The organism is Mycobacterium numidiamassiliense (genome assembly GCF_900157365.1).
Taxonomy (GTDB): domain Bacteria; phylum Actinomycetota; class Actinomycetes; order Mycobacteriales; family Mycobacteriaceae; genus Mycobacterium; species Mycobacterium numidiamassiliense.
This window is the reverse complement of sequence record NZ_FUEZ01000004.1, coordinates 3,078,767-3,096,523: the sequence shown is the minus strand read 5'-3', so window position 1 is coordinate 3,096,523 and position 17,757 is coordinate 3,078,767. Positions and strand designations below refer to the sequence as shown.

Below are 17,757 nucleotides of genomic sequence, written 5' to 3'. Positions count from 1 at the left end.
CATGTTCGCCCGCCTCATCGGCGGAAGGGGGTCCGGTTTGGTTTCGGCCACACACCAAAGGAATGCAGCATGGGCGTTGCGCTATCGGCGAACTTAGCAATCCAGTTCGAGGACGCCGTGGCATGCACTCGAGAAGCCCTTGCAAAACAGGGGTTTGGCGTTCTTACTGAAATCGACATGAAAGCGACACTCGAGGCCAAGCTCGGCGTGCAGATGGAGGACTACCTGATCCTCGGTGCGTGTAATCCAGCCTTGGCATACCGGGCTCTCACCGTCGATCGACAGATCGGGCTGCTGCTTCCCTGCAACGTATTGGTGCACGCCGACCCGGGCAACCCAGGCGCCGTGATTGTCGAGGCGATGGATCCGGGTATCTTGCTCGGGGTAACCGGAGAGCCGACCCTCATCGCGATCGCCGACGAAGTCACCACGAGGCTGGCCGCCGCAATCGCCTCCCTGGCCGACGGTTGCGCTTGATTTCGGCCACAACCTTGTCGACCACTTCGGACACGGCGCCCGCCACCTTTGGGGTCAAACCGATGCCATGACCGGTGTCTGCCAGTTCGATGGTGAAGATTTCAAGCGCACCGGGTGTTCGGCCCAGCACCTGACCGAGCGCATAAGTGCGCCCGATATCGACACGGTGCGAACTCAACCCGTCGGACGCCGTGACCAAATCGCCTACGGTGCAATGACTGACGCGACCTGGCGTTGACGGAGTCATGACAGCGCCATCGATGACCACGGCGAGCGGGGCACCCGACCATGCCTCGACCAGATCCATTGGATCCGCAATGCCTGTTACTACGCGAACATGCGGCAACGCGAGTTCGTCTAGCGCTGCGGCGGCGGCGACGCCCACGCCGTCGTCCTGGCGGTAGCTATTGCCGAGGCCGATCACGACCACTGCGCTGCTGAGCTCGCGCGCATCCCCGGTCACGTACGCTGCACCGTCAACGTCAAAAAGTGTGTCGAGCATGAGATGCAAGGGTCGTAGCTACGGATCAATCGCTCGCACAGCGTGGTCAGCGCGGCATCATCGAGAGACAGATTGTCGGAGACGATACGGGCCAAGTCGGCCTCGATGGCTGCCTGGTTCTGCGAAGTCGGCGGAATGATGGTCGCCGCGGAAACCAGCCCGTCCTCATCGATCCGGTATCGGTGATACAGCAGGCCGCGGGGTGCCTCACTGACGCCATGCCCGACGCCGGCCCGGGCGGGAACATCGACAAATGGGCGCGACGGACGCTGGTATTCCTCGATGATCCGCAGCGCCTCCTCGATGGCATAGACCACTTCGACAGCACGAACAATGATGCTGCGAAAGGGATTTCGACATTCGGACAACAACCCCGCGTCTGCGGCCGCCTGCGCAGCGATCGGCGACAGCGCTGGCGAGTTCAGCGAATACCGCGCCAACGGTCCGGTCAGATGGCGGCCGCCGTCGAGTGTCGCGTGCAGGGCAGTGGAGTACGGCACCTGTGACTCGGCGACGTGGTTGGTGAAATCGGCCACCGCAAACGATGGGCCGCCACTGCGCGCAATGGTGCCATTCTCGATCGGGTACCGGCCGGATGCCGTAAGTGCCAAGAACTCATGATCGAGCTCGACATCGGGGAAGTCGAACCCGGCTACCCACTCGACGGTGGCCACTGCGCTGTCCAGCGCCCGGCGCAACTGTTCGGCGATCGGCCTGAACTCCAATCGGGCTGGCACGGAATAGAACCCACCCAGCCGCACATTGACAGGGTGTATTGCCCGCCCTCCAACGAACTCCATCAGCCGGTTGCCGGCCTTCTTCAGCGAGAGCCCACGCTCGACGACCTCAGCGTGGTCGCGGCTCATGCCGACTATGTCCGGGTAGCCGAGGAAGTCCGGCGCGTGCAACAGGTAGATGTGCAGAGCGTGACTGTTGATCCATTCACCGCAATACAGCAGTCGCCGGAGCGCAACGAGATCGTCGTCGACCTGGACGCCGCAGGCTTCTTCGATCGCATTGCAGGCACTGACTTGGTAGGCGACCGGGCAGATTCCGCAGATCCGCGCGGTCAGGTCAGGTGGCTCGGTGTACGCGCGTCCGCGTAAGAACGCCTCGAAAAACCTTGGCGGCTCATAAATATTGAGCTCGACACCTTCCAGTTCGCCATCCTTGAGCGTGACGTGCAGCGCGCCTTCGCCTTCCACGCGCGCCAATGTGCCGACGCTCAGCGTGCGAGTCTCTGGAGTCACTGCTTGCTCCGCTCAGCGGTGAAACTGGCGACGTTGAAGGTCGAGAACACGCGGTCAACGTCGCCGTCGGACATCCCATCGCGGCGCAGCAGCGGGATCAACGTCGCGGTTCTTGGCACCGCCGACGGGCCGAAACAGCCATAGCAGCCGCGGTGATGCCTGGGGCACAGTGCTCCGCAGCCAGCGTGGGTGACCGGGCCAAGACACGGGATGCCTTCGGCGACAATCACACACGTCACTCCGCTGAGTTTGCATTCGGTGCACACCGTCTTGGCCGGCAGCCGCGGTTTGCGTCCGATCAGTACCGCCGCGAGAGTGTCGAGCAGCTGTCCGCGGTCAATCGGGCAACCCGGGATCTGATAATCAACCTTGACGTGCGTAGACGCCGGCGTGGAAGTTGCCAGTGTGTCGATGTACTCCGGCATGGCATAAACCACCGAGGTGAACTCAGCGACGTCGGCGAAGTTGCGCAACGCTTGCACTCCCCCGGCCGTCGCGCATGCGCCGATGGTAATGAGCAGTTTCGATTGGTCTCGGATCTCGCGGATGCGTTGCTCATCGCGCCGGGTAGTGATCGAGCCCTCGACCAGCGACACGTCGTACGGCCCGCCAACCATTGCACTGGAAGCCTCGGCAAAGTTCGCGATCTCCACCTGGTCGGCGAGGGTGAGTAGCTCGTCCTCGCAGTCCAGTAGCGTCAGCTGGCAACCATCGCACGAGGCGAACTTCCACACCGCCAGAGTGGGTCGGCTCATTTAAAGCTCCTTCACCTTCAGCAGCGGCCCGGCGACGTCATACCCGACGACAGGCCCGTCGCGGCACAGCAGTAACGGTCCCAGCTGACAATGGCCGCACCAACCGATTCCGCACTGCATGTTACGTTCGAGTGAAACGCGAATATTATGGGCAGCAACGTCTTTCGCCACCAAGGCCTCAGCCCCGAAGCGCAGCATCGGCTCCGGCCCGCACAAGAAAGCGGTGGTGCGATCGGCATTCAACTCTAGGCGGTTCAACGGAGCAGTGACCAAGCCGACCTCGCCGCTCCAACCACGTGTCGGGGCGTCGACGACCAGATGTAGTTCGATCCGCGGGTCTTGGGCCCATTTTTCGAGTTGAGCCGCGAAGACAAAGTCAGCCCGTGAGCGGGCACCCACGACGAGCATCACCTTGCCGTAGCGTGCCCGCTGCGCCAACGCGCCAAGGATTGCCGGACGCAACGGGCACAGCCCCACCCCGCCCGCGACCATGACCAAATCCCGGCCGGCGGCCTCGGCCAACCCCCAGGCGGTGCCGAATGGACCCCGCACCCCGACCACAGTGTCCGGTTGGGCATCGTGCAAGGCTCGGCTCACCGCGCCGACAGCGCGGATCGTGTGGGTGATCGAACCGTCGGTGACGGTGGGATCGCCACTGATCGAGATCGCCGCTTCGCCGACACCGAACGCGTAGAGCATCATGAATTCGCCCGGCTCCGGTGACCGCAGTGCCTCGCCGACCGGCTCCAGGCATAACGTCGCCGAATCCGGGCTCTCCACAACGCGATTGCGCACCCGATACGGGACCGGCGCCATCGCCGACGTCGTCGACGCGACGCCGATCGCCCCGTCAGTCATCGTCGGCCATCTTGTTCATTTCTTCGGTGATGTCGATACCGGTGGGACACCAGGCGATGCATCGCCCGCAGCCGACGCAGCCGGACATGTCGAACTGGTCGTGCCAGGTACTCAGCTTGTGAGTCAGCCAATGCCGGTACCGCGACGCGCCGGATTGGCGGACGCTGCCGCCACCATGGACAAAGGTGAAATCGATCTCGAAACACGACGCCCAGTGCCGCCACCGCTCGGCATGATCACCGGTCAGATCGCTGACGTCCTCGGTGCTGGTGCAAAAGCACGTCGGGCACACCATTGTGCAGTTGCCGCAGGTCAGACAGCGACTGGCAACCTCGTCCCACTGTGGCGACTCGCGTGACTCAATCAGCAGGTTTCGCAGATCCGTTTTCGGCATCTGGCGGCCCATCTTATCGGCGGCCGCCTCGACATCGGCACGGGCACAATCGATTTCCTCGCTGTCCGCAGCCCGGTGAGACACCGCCGCGAGCACGTCGGCGCCGTCCTGACTTCCGATGGCGACAAGGTACGACGGCGTGTCGCTGTCCAGACGCTCGGTCAAGGCGAGGTCGTAGCCTGGTCCGACGGCGGGACCGGTGCCCATCGAAGCGCAGAAGCACAACCCGCCCGGTTCGGTGCAATTCACCGCGACGATGAAGGCCTGCCGACGGCGGCCGACGTAGGAGCTATCCGGGTACTCGGAGCGGCCGAGCACCCGATCCAAGGTGTTGATTGCGGCCAGGTCGCATCCCCGCACACCAAGAAATGCGTATCGCGGGACCTCGTCTTCGGATTGGGCGCTACTCGCCCCGTTCCGGGTGCCTGCCCACACTCGCTGCCGCGGTGGATGAAGGAATTGCTTCCAGGACTGCGGGCCGGCGGAATGGCCGAATACCGCGTCGTCGTCGCGACGGCGCACGCGATAGTGCCCCGGACCTACATCAACGCCCCAGCCGGACGGAAGGTCGGCCGCCGACTCCAGCTCTGCAAGCACGATTGCGTTGTCGCGCAACGTCGGACCGACGACGCGATATCCTCGCTCGATCAGCACCTCAACAAGGCGGTGCATCCCGGCTGCATCGAAGAAAACGGTAGGGGGATCACCGGATCCGCTCATCGACATATCATCCGCCCATTTCCCGTTTGGTGCATAGTGCGTCGTCCCCTCTCGGGAACACGACATTCGTCAATACTGATTCGTCCGGCCGCCGTCTTCTTGCAACCATGTCATTGAACGTTCCCATTGGGCGTCGCGGGCCTGGTCAAGCTGCGAGCTCGCGGCGACGACCAGAGATGTCAGTCCAGCACCGACGATCAGCAACGCCGACATAGTTGTGGCAAGTGCGTCGCCCAGTGCTTGCCACCTCGGAGATGGCGGTGCCTGCCTGATTGCCCTCCTTGTCCACCCACATTTGGGCGCGATCTCCCTCCCGTGCTGCATTAGCGACTTCAAGCCGGCCCGTACGCTCGCCGGCTGCGACCGGCCATTTCACTTGCACAACAATGCTGCCCAAGCCATCGCTCCAGGAGTCGGTAACGGTTGCCATGACAGCGTGTCGCTCACGGGCCTCCTGCGCGTAGAGATGGGCGTGGATGCCGTAAATCGCGGCGCCCACTACAACCGCGACAGGTATCGCCAGCAACGCCACACCGAGTGCAACGAGCGTGACCAATGCTTCAACACGGCCTACGCGCCGAATCAACGGGTTGGGGCTCAGGATGACGCCTATCCGCCAGCAGCGCGGGTCTAATGTGAACGTCTCCATCACAAACTCCATTGAGCAGCAACGATTTCTATGTGTCAGCGTCAATAGTCTGTCCGGCGTGGTTCCAGCATCTAGAGTCGTTGGACCCGCACGCCGAGGCCCGGAGTCATCAGATCAGCAGCACGCAGATGAATAGTCATGACCTGTGGATCGGACGCGACTTGCTGGTCACCTCCTCAATCATCCGGTCGTTCGACGAGCGTGCCCTTCTCGAACGTGGCGCGGGTGCGGGCCAGCGCGGCGCGGGGTGATTGTCTGTTTAGGACGTCGACGTGCTCGGTGTGAATCAGCGGTGCAGGTGCAGCCGTTCGCCATGCGGCCCGAACATCATGATCGCCTCCACCGGACCGTCGACCACGCCGAACCAGTGCGGCGTCCATGTCGAGAACTCGACGGCTTCACCGGGTTGGATGGTGAAATCGCGCTCTCCGAGGACAAGCCGCAATCGACCCGACAGCACGTAGATCCACTCCTGGCCTTCATGCACGGGTAGCCCGGTGGGCGCCGTGCGACGGCGGGGACTGACCCGGATCTTGAACGTGTGCAGCCCGCCGCCGGGGCCCTGCCGGGTGAGCGGCCAGTACGTCACGCCGTCGCGGGTGTGTGAGGTGCCCTGCACGCGCGGGTCTTCGGCCGCGGGTTCTCGCACCAGCTCGTCGGTGCTGACGGAAAGTGCCGCCGCCAGTCTCGGCAGGTGATCCAGGGCCAGCCGCCGTTTCCCCGACTCCAGGCGGCTCAGGGTGGACACGTCGATCCCCGCTTCCTGCGCGACGTCCTCAAGGGTTAGGCCGCGCTGCATGCGAAGCTCGCGCAGTCGCCGCCGCACCACCACATCGACGCTGTCTTTTGCCTGCATGGCAAGAAACCTTGCCACAGCCTCTAGCCGCGGGCACCGTGAGGGTATGGGAATGTCTGAGGCACAGCAGAGTTGGGAAGAGCACTATGGTCAACGCGATCGGGTGTGGAGTGGACGGGTGAACGTCCGTCTGGCCGAGCTAGTCGAGCCGATGACGCCGGGCCGTGCGCTCGATCTCGGTTGCGGTGAGGGCGCCGACGCGATGTGGCTCGCCGAGCACGGCTGGCATGTGACGGCGGTGGACATCTCGCAGACTGCACTGGACCGGGCGGCGGCCGATGCCATGGCCCGCAATCTCGCGGACCGCATTGACCTTCAGCGTCACGATTTGAACGAGAGTTTTCCGGGTGGCGTATTCAAGCTGGTGTCGGCTCAGTTTCTGCATTCGACGGTCCCGCTGGATCGTGCGCGGCTGCTGCGACGCGCAGCTGACGCCGTCGCCCCGGGCGGCACGCTGGTGGTGGTGGACCATGGCGCGGCACCGCCATGGGCGTCGAAGCTGGATCACCATCACCATCACCATGAGTTCCCGACCGCAGATGAGGTGGTCTTATCGTTGAATCTCGATAACTCTCAATGGGATCGGGCAAGAGTTGCAGCGGTCGAGCGCGACGCAGTCGGACCGACAGGGCAGCAAGCAGTCCTCACCGACAACGTGATGGTCTTGCAGCGGCGCTAACTACGGGTCCCAAAGCGCCAACGTTCATCGCTATTGGTTCAATACCGGCGTCCCGCTCGCGATCGACTTGCGCGGCTAAGATACCTGCGCGAAACGCGGCAGAATTTGGACGCTCTTCAAATCCGACCTACTCGGCGCCGTCGTGTTTGCGGTCAGCCATCCCCTCGACGAATTCGGAGAGTTCGCGTCGCGGGGTCGACGGCAACGGGTCCGCATTGATCGGGGCCCAACCCACCCGCAGCAGCATCTGCGGATAGCTGCCACCGCCAAAGATTTCCTCGCGCACAGCCTCGCGTGTTTCGCTGATCTCCAGCGGTTCGGTGACCGGGCAACTCGCCAAGCCCATCGATGTGGCGGTGAGCAACACGATGCTGGTGGCCTCACCGGCGCGCAGCTGGGCCAACCTGTCGTCGTCCCGAGTTCCCAGAGCAAGCACTACGGCGTTGTCTTCGTCGGGTGACGAGCCCGATGTCATTGCCAGCGCCGGACCGGCAAAGAGCCGACTCGGAACTTTTGCCTTCGGGTCGGATTTCGGCGTGTTGCGGGCCGGGACGCCGGCCACCGAGGCATAGCGTCCACTCCACTCGGTGAGTTCGACAAGATAATCATGGGTCATGTGATCCCAGACAGCTTGAGCCACAATCTTATGCAGGTTGTCGGTGTCTTGGACTTCGCACAGCGTCACGCCGTTCCGAGCGGCTCGTGCGGCCATCACACCGATATCGCCTACCGGCACCGGCCAGGAACTGTAGTGCCGCCGGTCGGTCCGCCGTCGCGGGATCGCCGCGGCGAGCGCTATGTCGACTGGGTCAGCGGTTGAACGAGACAATTCGATCGAGGCAAGGTGTGCGGGATCGGCGGGATTCGGGAGGCGATTCACCTTGGATCGCCAACCAACCGCTGCTAAGGCGGTCACGCAGTGATGCAGTGCCGCACCGCAACTCAAGATGAGATCTCGTCCATCGGGATCGATATTGGGCAGTTGCCGGTCGGCGTCGGAGTAGAGATGCAGGCTCTCCGAGCCCACCACCCAACGCCACGGTTGAGTGTTATGGACGGAGGGAGCGCGAGACGTCAGAGCCAGCACCGTCCGGATGGTGCCAGTATCGGGAAAGTGCACGTTCATGGCTATCGGCCCCTTCAGTAAAACTTGTTATGCCAACGATGGCCGAATTGGGCTGGCTGTACGAGAGCATGACGTCCCCAGTCCGAAAGGACTTTGTGCCACGATCCGTGTGGGCAGCGCATGGCGTACCCCGCCGGAAGCTAAGCCGCAGCCGCAACGAACACATCAACCGATAATTGGTCGCCGACGGCGCAGGCCGTCGCCCAGTCACCGACGCACGCCGCTCGCGCGAGATCCTCAACCAGGGGGCTGTGCGCGCCCAGATCCGCAAGCCACCCCGATACTGTAGGTGCGATCTCGGGACCGCGAACCCGGACTGTGCGGCCACTGTGCAAGCGATCGGCGACGCAGTAGATCGTCTCAACCCGCGTCACATGCTTTACGAACCTCATTGCGGCCTCCTCGATCAGCCTTGAGGTCGATTCGACCAATTGCCTGATCCGGCCAATAGAGGCGAACGAAACTGGTGAGAAGTGCTTCAGTCGCGCTTCTTGTCACACCGAGGTCCCAGCCCCAAAGGCCTTACGTCACCGGGATCCCGGGGCCCAATGGCCCTAGATGCGCGCGATCGTGTTGCACCGCTGACGCTTTGATGAGGCCCAGGACATGATCCAGCGGGCTCTAGAGGTCTGTACGCTCGGGCTGCTCACCGATACGTCGATGCTTGCGGCGGGATCAGTTGCCGCAGCAGGTTACGTGGGCGTATGGGTCTCAGTGGGTTCATCGTGGTTTGCGGCGCTCTGGCCGCGCGCTGCCAAGGCGCCCGCGATCGATGCGCAGGCGATCGTCAGCAAGGCGCCGAACATCAACGCCGATGCTTCCCCCGCGACGAGCAGGTGTTCCTCGGTCCCGATCGTGGCCGCGGCTACCGGCACGCCGAGCTGCGCGGCCGACAGCACGGCGAGTGTCAACGGCTGGCCGAGCAGCCTTCCTGCGCTATGCACCAGCACAGCACCCAGCCCCAGGCTTACCCCTAACACAATGAGTTTCGGGTGCGAACCCAACTCGCGTACCTGTAGGGAGGCGCCCAGCCAAACGAAGAACAGCGGGCTGAAGAACCCCTCGGTGATGCCGAATAACTGACGCGCCAGCCGTCGAGGTTCGCCGACCGCCGCGATCACCAAGCCCACCGCGAAGCCCGCTAGCATGACCGACACGTGGGTACTGACGGCCAGCGCAGCCAGCGCGAATAGCACGATCAGGCTGGTCCGCAATTCCAGCGCAAAGCGATGCTTTTCGGAATAGGAGTGAGCGCGGGCACGCCAGCCCCTGCGGTCGACCGCGCTCAGCAGCACAAACAGCACCGCCGCGCAGCCGGCGACTGCCAACGCACCCAGCGCTGCCGCCGCTGCATTCCGAATGTCAATCACCAACGGCAACAACACAATACACGCTGTGTCGGCAACAGCGATCTGCGCAGTGACGGACAGCACCTGTGGTCCCTGCAACCGTAGCGAATCGATCACCGGTAATGCCATTGCCGCGGACGAAGAGGCCATCAGCACCGTGTAAAGCGCCGCGTGTCCGGTGCCGAACTCCGCCGCCAGCCCAATAGCGAGAGCGAACGCGACGGCACCGCCCAGAAGCACCCGCGCCAGTGCCCGCGGCACCGCCGAGCGCATCTCGTGGCCGCGGATCGGTACATGGGTGCCCACGACGAACATCACCAGCGCGAAGCCGATATTGGCGAGCAACTGAAACGTTGGGTCGGCGGCATCGACGATACCGAAGCCGGTCTTGCCGACGATGAGTCCCGCGGTCAGCTCACCGACAATCACCGGAATCCGCAAGCGCGGCAATGCCGCAAGCAACGGACCGGAAAAACCGATTGCGGTCAGCAGTGCCAGTGTTTCGAAACCGAACCCCTGCACGTCAGTGGCCGTTCACCGGGGTGCGAAGCAGCGTCATCCGGTAATCGTATTTGCGGTGCGCCAGCTAGCCCCTCAACCTGGTTTGAAGGCATGTCGTCTGGGGCCTGATGACCCACCTGACTGGGACCAACGACTCCTGACCCGCCGGCGCCAAGCGATTAGCGTCATTCGCATCGCTCGCTTGCACCGGCAACAAGGAGGCCTTACAGCGAATGTCTGACAGCGCAACATCTCCGGGCATCGTGGTCGGGGTCGATGGGTCATCGTCATCCATGACGGCGGTGCGGTGGGCCACCTCCGAAGCGCGGATGCGCAATGTGCCGCTCACGCTCGTCCACGTCGAGGTCACCGCGGCCTGGGGCCCAGCTCCGTGGCTTCTGGCCGATGTCCCACTTCCCCCGGCCGAAGAGGATTCAGAACGGCAAGAATCTGGCCGAAAACTCCTCGCCGATGCAATCAAAGTCGTTGAAAGCAGCAGCGAGGGTGGCGTGGGCCCCAATCAAATTAAGACCGAGCTGTTCTTTTCGGTGCCGCTGGCCCCGCTTGTCGCCCTTTCCAAAGAGGCGCAGATGGTAGTGGTGGGGTGTCGCGGGAGGCACGGTCTGAATCGGATCCTGCTCGGCTCGGTCAGCACCGGGTTAATTCACCATGCGCACTGCCCAGTTGCAGTAATCCATGACGACGCTCCATCTTTGGTGCATCCCTCCAAACTGCCGGTCGTGGTGGGCGTCGACGGTTCGCCAGCGTCGGAATTGGCCACCGCAGTCGCGTTCGACGAGGCATCGTGGCGCGGCGTGGACTTGGTCGCAGTGCACGCGTGGAGAGACCCAGACCTATCGGCGGCCCCAAGTATGGAGTGGTCGGCGCAGGAGGCTCTGCGTAATGAAATCCTCGCGGAGCGGCTGGCGGGGTGGCGGGAGCGCTATCCGGATGTCACCGTTCATCCGCGGGTCGCTTGGGACGACCCGGCCCGCCATCTCCTCGATGAGTCCGAGTCGGCCCAACTCGTCGTGGTGGGCAGCCACGGCCGCGGCGGATTCGCTGGAATGCTACTGGGATCGGTCAGCACGGCAGTGGCCCACGCAGCCAGGATTCCCGTGATCGTAGCCCGGCAGCGCTAAATAGCGAATAACCGTTGGCACCCAAAGCCACTGCAGTGCATCGGAATTACCCTCCAGATGCCTGCTTACCGGACGGTGTGGGTTGATGCGGGCGCCGGAAGTTCGGGGTTGGCTTCAGCAGTGATCTGCTCGGTGTGGGTGTTGTAGTCAAACAGTTCGGCGTATCGGCCCCAGCTGACGGCGATGCGGAATTGTTGGCGCGCGTCGTGGGCGCTGAACCCTTGTTGAAGAATGTCGAGGAAGAAGCCTGCCCGCAGAGTGCCATCCGGGCAATCGTGCAGGGCGTTGCAGATGGTGTGCACCAGCGGCGCGCGGGTGCGCACTTGTTGGGCGAAGATCTGCTTGCTGATTTGGATGTCGGCGGTGGTGAAATCCTTTCCGATGGGTGTGAGTTCGAGGCCAGCGCCGCTGACGCGCACGAAGTCAAGAAGGACTGCGGCGTCGACCAATGGCAGCAGGTCTCTGGCATCGATGCTCAGGTCAGTGGCGATGTCGGAGATTTCGGCGCGCCCACCCTTGCCATACACGATTTCGACCAGACCGGCCATTCCGCCGACGGTGGCCTTGGGTAGGGGATGGCTGGTAGGCGTGGCGGCGGCGGATTCGACGAGCGCGGCAACGGGACCGGTGCCGGTCAGCAGTCCATAGACATTGTCGACGAGTGCTTCGAAGGATGGCGAACGGCGGTCGCGGGGACGCTCTAGGTCGATATTCAGTTCGGCCAGGATGTGGCCGGGATTACTGCTCAGCACGATGACGCGGTCGGCCAGCAGTATCGCCTCTTCGATGTTGTGGGTGACCAGACAGATGGCCCGGGTAGGGAATTCATTGCCAGTCCACAGGGTCATCAACTCGTTGCGGAGGTTTTCCGCAGTGAGGACGTCGAGGGCTGAGAAGGGTTCGTCCATCAGCAACAGATCGGGTTGCAGCACCAGAGCCCGTGCGAACCCCACACGTTGGCGCATCCCCCCGGAAAGTTCTTTGGGGAAGGCAGATTCGAAACCGTCGAGGCCAATCAAATCGATGGCATCCACCGCACGCTTACTCCGCTCGGCCGGCGGGATTTTGCGAGCTGCCAGCCCGAGTTCAACATTTTTTTGCACCGTCAGCCAGGGCATCAGGGCGAAGTTTTGGAACACCATCGCCGTACCAGGGTTGGCAGCGTCGAGTTCGACGCCGTGGTTACGCGCCCCACCGGTAGTGGGGGCGATCAGTCCGGCGATGATGCGCAGCAACGTCGACTTGCCGCAGCCGGAGCGGCCGAGCAATGCGACAACTTCGCCCGCACGGATGTCGAGGTTGATGTCGTCGAGGACCACCAGGGTGCCACCATCGGGCTTGCTGAAGCTTTTGCCGACGTGGTCGAGGTGGATGATTACGTCGTCGTCCGTCATGGAACCTCCGTCAAGCCTTCGCGGATCAGGATAGGGAGAAGCGCCGCTCGGACAAGCGGTAGAGGCGCTGCCAGAGCACAATATTCATCGTCACGACATAGAAGCTCATCACGAGCACGCCTAGGAGAAGGCGCGGGGCGTCGCCCACCGCGGTGGCGTGCGTGATGTAAGAACCGAGCCCCACAGCCGACAACGTGGTGCTGTGGTACTGGACGACTTCAGCGACGATGGAAGCGTTCCAGGCGCCGCCGGCCGCGGTGATGCCGCCGGTGACGTAGCTGCCGAAGATCGCGGGCAATATCAGGGTGCGCCACCTCAACAGCATGGGCAGCCTCAAGCTGGCGGCGGCGTCGCGGAGCTCGGTAGGGATCGCGCTGGCACCGGCGATGACGTTGAACAGGATGTACCACTGCGTGCCGAGGGCCATCAGCAGGACGCCGCCCCAGTTGAGGCTGATGCCAGTGGCAAGCAGGACAGCGGTGAACAACGGGAACAAAAAGTTCGCCGGGAAGGACGCCAACACTTGCACCACCGGCTGGGCCAGCCGAGTCACCTTGGGATTCATGCCAATCCAGACGCCGATCGGCACCCAGATCAAGGTCGAGACCACGACCACCACCACGACACGGGCGAAGGTGGCCAAGCCCAGCAGCACGGCGTGGCCGACTTCGGTGAAGCCGACGGTACCGGCGATGTAGTCGATCACCCGAAACGCGCCGTAGCCGAGCATGACTATCAGTGCGAGAACGAATGCGACGTCGCCGGCGCGGCGGCGCACGCTAGATGTTTTCAGCGAACGCCCGGTCATCCCGAACACCGCCGTCACTCGGTCGACCGGATAGACCAGCCGCCCGAGTGGATGGCCGACAATGCCCGGAATCCGCGAGCGTCGCAGGACGTCTAGCGTCACACTGCGCGGTGTTTCGATGGCCTCGGATTCCTCGATGCGGAATCGTTCCGACCATGCTGTCAGCGGCCGCCAAAACAGCGCGTTGACCGAGATGATCACCACGATCATGACCGCGATGGCCAGCAACACCCTGGTCAGGTTTCCCTCGTTGCTGGCAGCTGCGACGTAGGCGCCGATCCCGGGCAGGGCGAACTTGTGATTGTTGACGCTCAAGGCCTCCGACGCGGTGAGGAAGAACCAGCCCCCGCCGAAACTCATCATGCCGTTCCAGACCAGCGGGATCACCCCGCTGGGCAGGTCGACCCGCCAAAATCGCTGCCACCGCGATAGCCGCAACAGCCGCGATGCCTCGTCTAGATCGCGGGGTTGGGCGATTAGCGATTGGTAGAACGCAAACGTCATATTCCATGCCTGGGAGGTGAAGATCGCGAAGATCGACGCGCATTCCAAACCCAGCAACGAGCCCGGAAACAAAGCGATAAACCCGGTGATCGTCACAGCAAGGAAGCCCAGGACTGGCACGGATTGCAAGAAGTCCAGCAGCGGGATCAGCACCTTCTCGGCCCGGCGCGAGCGCGCCGCCGCGGTGGCGTAGAAGAACGTGAAAACCAACGACAAGCCCAGCGCCGCGAACATGCGCAGCAGCGACCGGGCAGCGTAATACGGCAAGTGAATTGGGTCAGTTGACACTGTCGAGGGCGCGCTCGGCACCGTCCACGGCACGTCCGTCCCGCGACCGACGCGCACCACCAACCAGAGCAGCACCGCGGCGCCAACGAACACAGCGGCATCGGCGGCCCAGTTGCGTGTCGGGCGCGACACCACGCTCCGGCCGGCATACGTGCCGGCTGTGGTCGTCGTCACCGCACCCGGCTCTCAGGCGTCATGGCGCAATCCTCGGTCGTCGTCTGCGCTGTACCAAGTGCCAAGTTACGCAAATCCACTACGCAGAAGTCCCTTCCGCGCAGGGTCTAAAGCCCCCGTTGTTGCGATTAGGGACTAATGACTCTGCCCGGTGCGTGGCTGCTTCGCGCAATGTCGATATCGATTCAGCATATGACGGGAGATCCAGGTGACGTCGATGACAACTGTTCCAACGGACGTACTCGCACGCACAGTGGCGCTGGCCTGCCGGGCGCCCTCTTACCACAACAGCCAACCGTGGCACTGGGTCGCCGAGCGCGACGGACTGCACTTGTACTTGGAGCCAACCCGCGTGGTGCAAACCGACCCCACCGAGCGCCAGGCCTTGATCAGCTGCGGGGCGGCCCTTGACCATTTACGTGTCGCGATGGCTGCCGCTGGATGGCAAGCCCAGATCGACCGCTGCCCCGACCCGCGCAACGAGAACCATCTCGCCTCGATCAGGTTCACGGAGATGACGGCCGTGACCGATGAACAGCGGCACCGTGCCGAAGCGATTGCCACACGGCGCACCGACCGGTTGCCGTTCGCCCCCGTCACGGACTGGGCGGCGTTCGAAACTGCGCTGGCAAGCCGGACAGACGACGCAGTTGCGCTAGTGGACGTCATGGACGACGCGGATCGCGAGGAACTGGCGCGGGCAACCGATCTGACGGACGTCTTGCGTTTCTACGACTCCACTTACTTTGAGACGCTGCAGGAGTGGACGGCGCCGTTTGAGGGGAGCGACGGCATCCCCTACGACTCATTGGTCTCAGCGACCGAAGGCGAGCGAGTCGACGTGGCGCGCAGCTTCCCACTGAGCCACCACCCTGACCGGCGCCCACAGATACCTGCTGATCTGTCCACGATCCTGGTGATATCCATACACGACAACAAACGACGGGACCTGCTTGGTTGCGGCGAAACGCTGTCGACAGTGCTGTTGGAAGCCACCGCTGCCGGACTGGCCACCTGCACACTCACCCATCTGACCGAACTGGCAACCACCCGGCATCTCGTCGAAAAGGTGACCGGGCATCGGCTGCCCCAAGTGCTGGTCCGCATCGGTGAGGTGCCTGCCCACGAACACACCCCGCCACCGACCCCGCGCCGCCCACTGGCCGAAGTGCTGACCATCGACCTCTAGCATTCGGCAACCAGCTCTGTTCGAGTCAACTAGCCTCGCAAGGAAACCGTATGGACGACAACACCTCTCAGCACAGCCAGACAGTGGCCGTGACCATCACGTCCGATGCACACCATCGCCGCCGACGCGCCGTGGCCCGCCTGCGGTGGCGGGGTCACACCCTGATTGGTTTTGGTCTGTCTCATGGTGAAGTCGACAACGTCGGCGAGCAACTAGCACTGGCACAGGCCTTTTCGGACCTGAGCCGCCAATTATCCTGTATCAGTTGATGATTCAATGACTCCGGCACGACGGTCAGCCCGCGCCCTCGAAGATCGTCGGGACTAGGTGTCGGCCCTGTCCGCGTTTGTCTTGCCGTGTAGTGGTATTCGCATGCAAATCGCCCCGATACGCGCCGGCCGTTGACGTCCCGCGTCAGGACGACTTGTTACGCCGCACCTGATTGAAGGGCACTCCGCGATCGGCGGCATTCTCGCGGGGAAAATTTAGGACTCGCTCACCAATCACGTTGCGTGCCATCTCAGTAGTGCCACCGCCGATGCTGGCGATCTGACGACCCAAATAGCGCGTACCGATGTCGAGCTGGCCCGCATCGTCCTCGACAACGGCGGCCGGGCCCGCGACGGCCAGGGCCGTGTCGGTCTCCACATCGTGGACCGCGGCCATGGACAGCCTGATGATCGAGCCGGCCGTCGGCGGCAGCTTTCCTGCGGCTACCGCGTGGAAGACATGCTCGCTGAGCTGCGCGTGGACCGTGCGGTGGACCAGCGCCCGGCCGATCAGCTCCCGGACACGTTCGCTGTCGCCCTGACTGGTCCGTTCGACCAGCGACAACAGGTCGACCGAAACATCCTCGGCCTCACTGATTCCGGGTCCGCTGGTGTACTCCGAACCGTCGCCCATAGAGCGGCGTTCGTGATACAGCTGTCGGGACGCGACTTCCCATCCTTTGCCAGGCTCTCCGACGACGGCATCGTCACCGACTTCGACGTCGTCGAAGAATTCCTCGCAGAACTCCACCGAACCGTTCACCTGCTGGATGCGGTTGATCGTGATCCCGGGATGCCGCAGCGGCAGCAGGAACATCGTCAACCCCTCGTGCTTGGGCACGGTCCAGTCGGTGCGGGCGAGGCACAGACCGTAGTCGGCGGCGAAGGCCCAGGTGCTCCATGTCTTGGCGCCGTTGATGATCCATCGTCCGTCCCGGCGCTCGGCTCGGGTGATGACGCCGGCGAGGTCCGAGCCGCCACTGGGTTCGGAGAGCAACTGCACGAGGACCTCGTCGCCGCGCAACGCCGCCCGGATGTGGGTGCGCTTCTGTTCTTCGCTGCCCATGTCCAGAATCGTTGCGCAGCAGATGGCGAAAGACGGCACGTTGAGCAACAACGGAATCTCGTAGCCGACGGATTCGGCGTCGAAGGCTTTCTTGTACTCGTAGCCCAGGCCGAGGCCGCCGTACTCGCGCGGGAAACAAATTCCGGCGAATCCCCCGTCGTACAACCTCTTTTGCAGTTCGCGGGCCCGCACCCAGGATGCTTCCGCGTCACGCTCGAGCCGCGCCGCCTGATCGGGCTCCTGCGGCGGCATGTTCTCGGCCAGCCAGGCCTTGGCGCGGCTCCGGAATTCTGCCACGGTCTCCGTGGACTCGGCAGTCATCGCCGCTGGCCTCCCGCCGCCACTGTGCTGTTCGAGGATTGCTTGTGCTGGGCGACTGTACAACACCGCCGAATCACTGTACAGACCAGCGGGTTAGGACGATGCGTTGAACTTCACCGCGGCGCGAATGAGCGCCTTGAGCGTCTTCTCGTCGATCTTGTCACCCTCGTGGAAATCGACCGCCCGTCTGGTGTTGCCGTCCAGACTGGAGTTGAACAAGCCCGCGGGATCTTCCAGCGACGCACCTTTGGCGAACGTCATCTTGACCACGTTCTTGTGCGTCTCGCCCGTGCAGATCATCCCGTCGTGGTACCACACGGGGACGCCTCGCCATTTCCACTCCTCGACGACATCGGGGTCGGCCTGCTTGACCACTTTTCTGATGCGCGCGAGCATCTTCCCACGCCAATCCCCCAGTTCCTCGATCCTGGCATCGATCAGCTCAGCGGGAGTTTTCCCTGCTTTTTCGTCGGCCATGCCGGTCGT

At 63.4% G+C, this 17,757-nt stretch carries 19 protein-coding genes; 6 read left to right on the top strand and 13 right to left on the bottom strand.

Features of this window, described 5'->3' with window-relative positions; all coding sequences use genetic code 11:
* Nucleotides 1-69 precede the first annotated feature (69 nt).
* The gene (locus MNAB215_RS23035) at nt 70-477 is read left to right on the top strand and encodes a DUF302 domain-containing protein (RefSeq protein WP_077080852.1); all 408 of its coding nucleotides are present in this window, start codon (nt 70-72) and stop codon (nt 475-477) included.
* On the opposite strand, the gene MNAB215_RS23030 is transcribed toward MNAB215_RS23035, so the two are convergent.
* The 6 genes from MNAB215_RS23030 to MNAB215_RS23005 all read right to left on the bottom strand — a co-directional run bounded on the left by MNAB215_RS23030 (nt 425) and on the right by MNAB215_RS23005 (nt 5,605).
* The gene (locus MNAB215_RS23030; protein WP_083746221.1) at nt 425-979 is read right to left on the bottom strand and encodes a hydrogenase maturation protease; all 555 of its coding nucleotides are present in this window, start codon (nt 977-979) and stop codon (nt 425-427) included. The genes MNAB215_RS23035 and MNAB215_RS23030 overlap by 53 nt on opposite strands.
* A complete protein-coding gene (locus MNAB215_RS23025; protein ID WP_077080850.1) occupies nt 937-2,229 on the bottom strand; it encodes a Ni/Fe hydrogenase subunit alpha in 1,293 nt (430 codons plus the stop codon). The genes MNAB215_RS23030 and MNAB215_RS23025 overlap by 43 nt, the downstream gene beginning before the upstream one ends.
* Nucleotides 2,226-2,984 (bottom strand): NADH-quinone oxidoreductase subunit B family protein, encoded by a 759-nt coding sequence (locus MNAB215_RS23020; protein WP_077080849.1) that lies wholly within the window; start codon nt 2,982-2,984, stop codon nt 2,226-2,228. Before MNAB215_RS23020 ends, MNAB215_RS23025 begins: the two co-directional genes overlap by 4 nt.
* Nucleotides 2,985-3,842 carry an FAD/NAD(P)-binding protein gene (locus MNAB215_RS23015; RefSeq protein ID WP_077080848.1) on the bottom strand — a complete coding sequence of 286 codons (858 nt, stop codon included), beginning with the start codon at nt 3,840-3,842 and terminating at the stop codon, nt 2,985-2,987.
* On the bottom strand, nt 3,835-4,956 hold the full coding sequence (locus MNAB215_RS23010; RefSeq protein ID WP_077082253.1) for a 4Fe-4S dicluster domain-containing protein: 1,122 nt from the start codon (nt 4,954-4,956) through the stop codon (nt 3,835-3,837). Before MNAB215_RS23010 ends, MNAB215_RS23015 begins: the two co-directional genes overlap by 8 nt.
* Before the next feature lie 145 nt (nt 4,957-5,101).
* A complete protein-coding gene (locus MNAB215_RS23005) occupies nt 5,102-5,605 on the bottom strand; it encodes a hypothetical protein (protein WP_131829164.1) in 504 nt (167 codons plus the stop codon).
* Nucleotides 5,606-5,733: 128 nt separating this feature from the next.
* Here MNAB215_RS23005 and MNAB215_RS30580 point away from each other — a divergent pair, with 128 nt between their 5' ends.
* Nucleotides 5,734-5,856, top strand: coding sequence for a hypothetical protein (locus tag MNAB215_RS30580; RefSeq protein WP_281253344.1), 123 nt, complete (start codon nt 5,734-5,736; stop codon nt 5,854-5,856).
* Between the two features lie 35 nt (nt 5,857-5,891).
* Here MNAB215_RS30580 and MNAB215_RS22995 read toward each other — a convergent pair whose 3' ends face one another.
* Nucleotides 5,892-6,461, bottom strand: coding sequence for a helix-turn-helix domain-containing protein (locus MNAB215_RS22995; RefSeq protein ID WP_077080846.1), 570 nt, complete (start codon nt 6,459-6,461; stop codon nt 5,892-5,894).
* 52 nt (nt 6,462-6,513) lie between these two features.
* On the opposite strand from MNAB215_RS22995, the gene MNAB215_RS22990 reads away from it, so the two are divergent.
* Nucleotides 6,514-7,140 carry a class I SAM-dependent methyltransferase gene (locus MNAB215_RS22990; protein ID WP_077082252.1) on the top strand — a complete coding sequence of 209 codons (627 nt, stop codon included), beginning with the start codon at nt 6,514-6,516 and terminating at the stop codon, nt 7,138-7,140.
* Between the two features lie 127 nt (nt 7,141-7,267).
* Here MNAB215_RS22990 and MNAB215_RS22985 read toward each other — a convergent pair whose 3' ends face one another.
* Nucleotides 7,268-8,266 carry an Acg family FMN-binding oxidoreductase gene (locus MNAB215_RS22985; RefSeq protein WP_077080845.1) on the bottom strand — a complete coding sequence of 333 codons (999 nt, stop codon included), beginning with the start codon at nt 8,264-8,266 and terminating at the stop codon, nt 7,268-7,270.
* A 692-nt stretch (nt 8,267-8,958) separates the two neighbouring features.
* Nucleotides 8,959-10,137: a cation:proton antiporter gene (locus MNAB215_RS22975; RefSeq protein ID WP_077080844.1), complete on the bottom strand. Its 1,179-nt coding sequence runs from the start codon at nt 10,135-10,137 to the stop codon at nt 8,959-8,961.
* Between the two features lie 212 nt (nt 10,138-10,349).
* Between MNAB215_RS22975 and MNAB215_RS22970 the strand changes: the two genes are divergently transcribed.
* A complete protein-coding gene (locus MNAB215_RS22970) occupies nt 10,350-11,258 on the top strand; it encodes a universal stress protein (RefSeq protein WP_077080843.1) in 909 nt (302 codons plus the stop codon).
* A 65-nt stretch (nt 11,259-11,323) separates the two neighbouring features.
* On the opposite strand, the gene MNAB215_RS22965 is transcribed toward MNAB215_RS22970, so the two are convergent.
* Nucleotides 11,324-12,577, bottom strand: a complete 1,254-nt coding sequence (locus MNAB215_RS22965; RefSeq protein WP_245830382.1) for an ABC transporter ATP-binding protein — start codon at nt 12,575-12,577, stop codon at nt 11,324-11,326.
* 100 nt (nt 12,578-12,677) lie between these two features.
* Entirely contained in the window at nt 12,678-14,426 is a 1,749-nt protein-coding gene (locus MNAB215_RS22960) for an ABC transporter permease (RefSeq protein WP_077080841.1), read from the bottom strand.
* 217 nt (nt 14,427-14,643) lie between these two features.
* Here MNAB215_RS22960 and MNAB215_RS22955 point away from each other — a divergent pair, with 217 nt between their 5' ends.
* Together MNAB215_RS22955 and MNAB215_RS22950 are read left to right on the top strand one after the other, a co-directional pair.
* On the top strand, nt 14,644-15,615 hold the full coding sequence (locus tag MNAB215_RS22955; protein WP_077080840.1) for an Acg family FMN-binding oxidoreductase: 972 nt from the start codon (nt 14,644-14,646) through the stop codon (nt 15,613-15,615).
* Nucleotides 15,616-15,665: 50 nt separating this feature from the next.
* Complete coding sequence (locus tag MNAB215_RS22950; RefSeq protein ID WP_077080839.1) at nt 15,666-15,884, top strand: dsRBD fold-containing protein; 219 nt, start codon at nt 15,666-15,668, stop codon at nt 15,882-15,884.
* Between the two features lie 145 nt (nt 15,885-16,029).
* On the opposite strand, the gene MNAB215_RS22945 is transcribed toward MNAB215_RS22950, so the two are convergent.
* Nucleotides 16,030-17,271: an acyl-CoA dehydrogenase family protein gene (locus MNAB215_RS22945; RefSeq protein WP_077080838.1), complete on the bottom strand. Its 1,242-nt coding sequence runs from the start codon at nt 17,269-17,271 to the stop codon at nt 16,030-16,032.
* Between the two features lie 93 nt (nt 17,272-17,364).
* Nucleotides 17,365-17,748 carry a DUF1801 domain-containing protein gene (locus tag MNAB215_RS22940; protein ID WP_077080837.1) on the bottom strand — a complete coding sequence of 128 codons (384 nt, stop codon included), beginning with the start codon at nt 17,746-17,748 and terminating at the stop codon, nt 17,365-17,367.
* Nucleotides 17,749-17,757 lie beyond the last annotated feature (9 nt).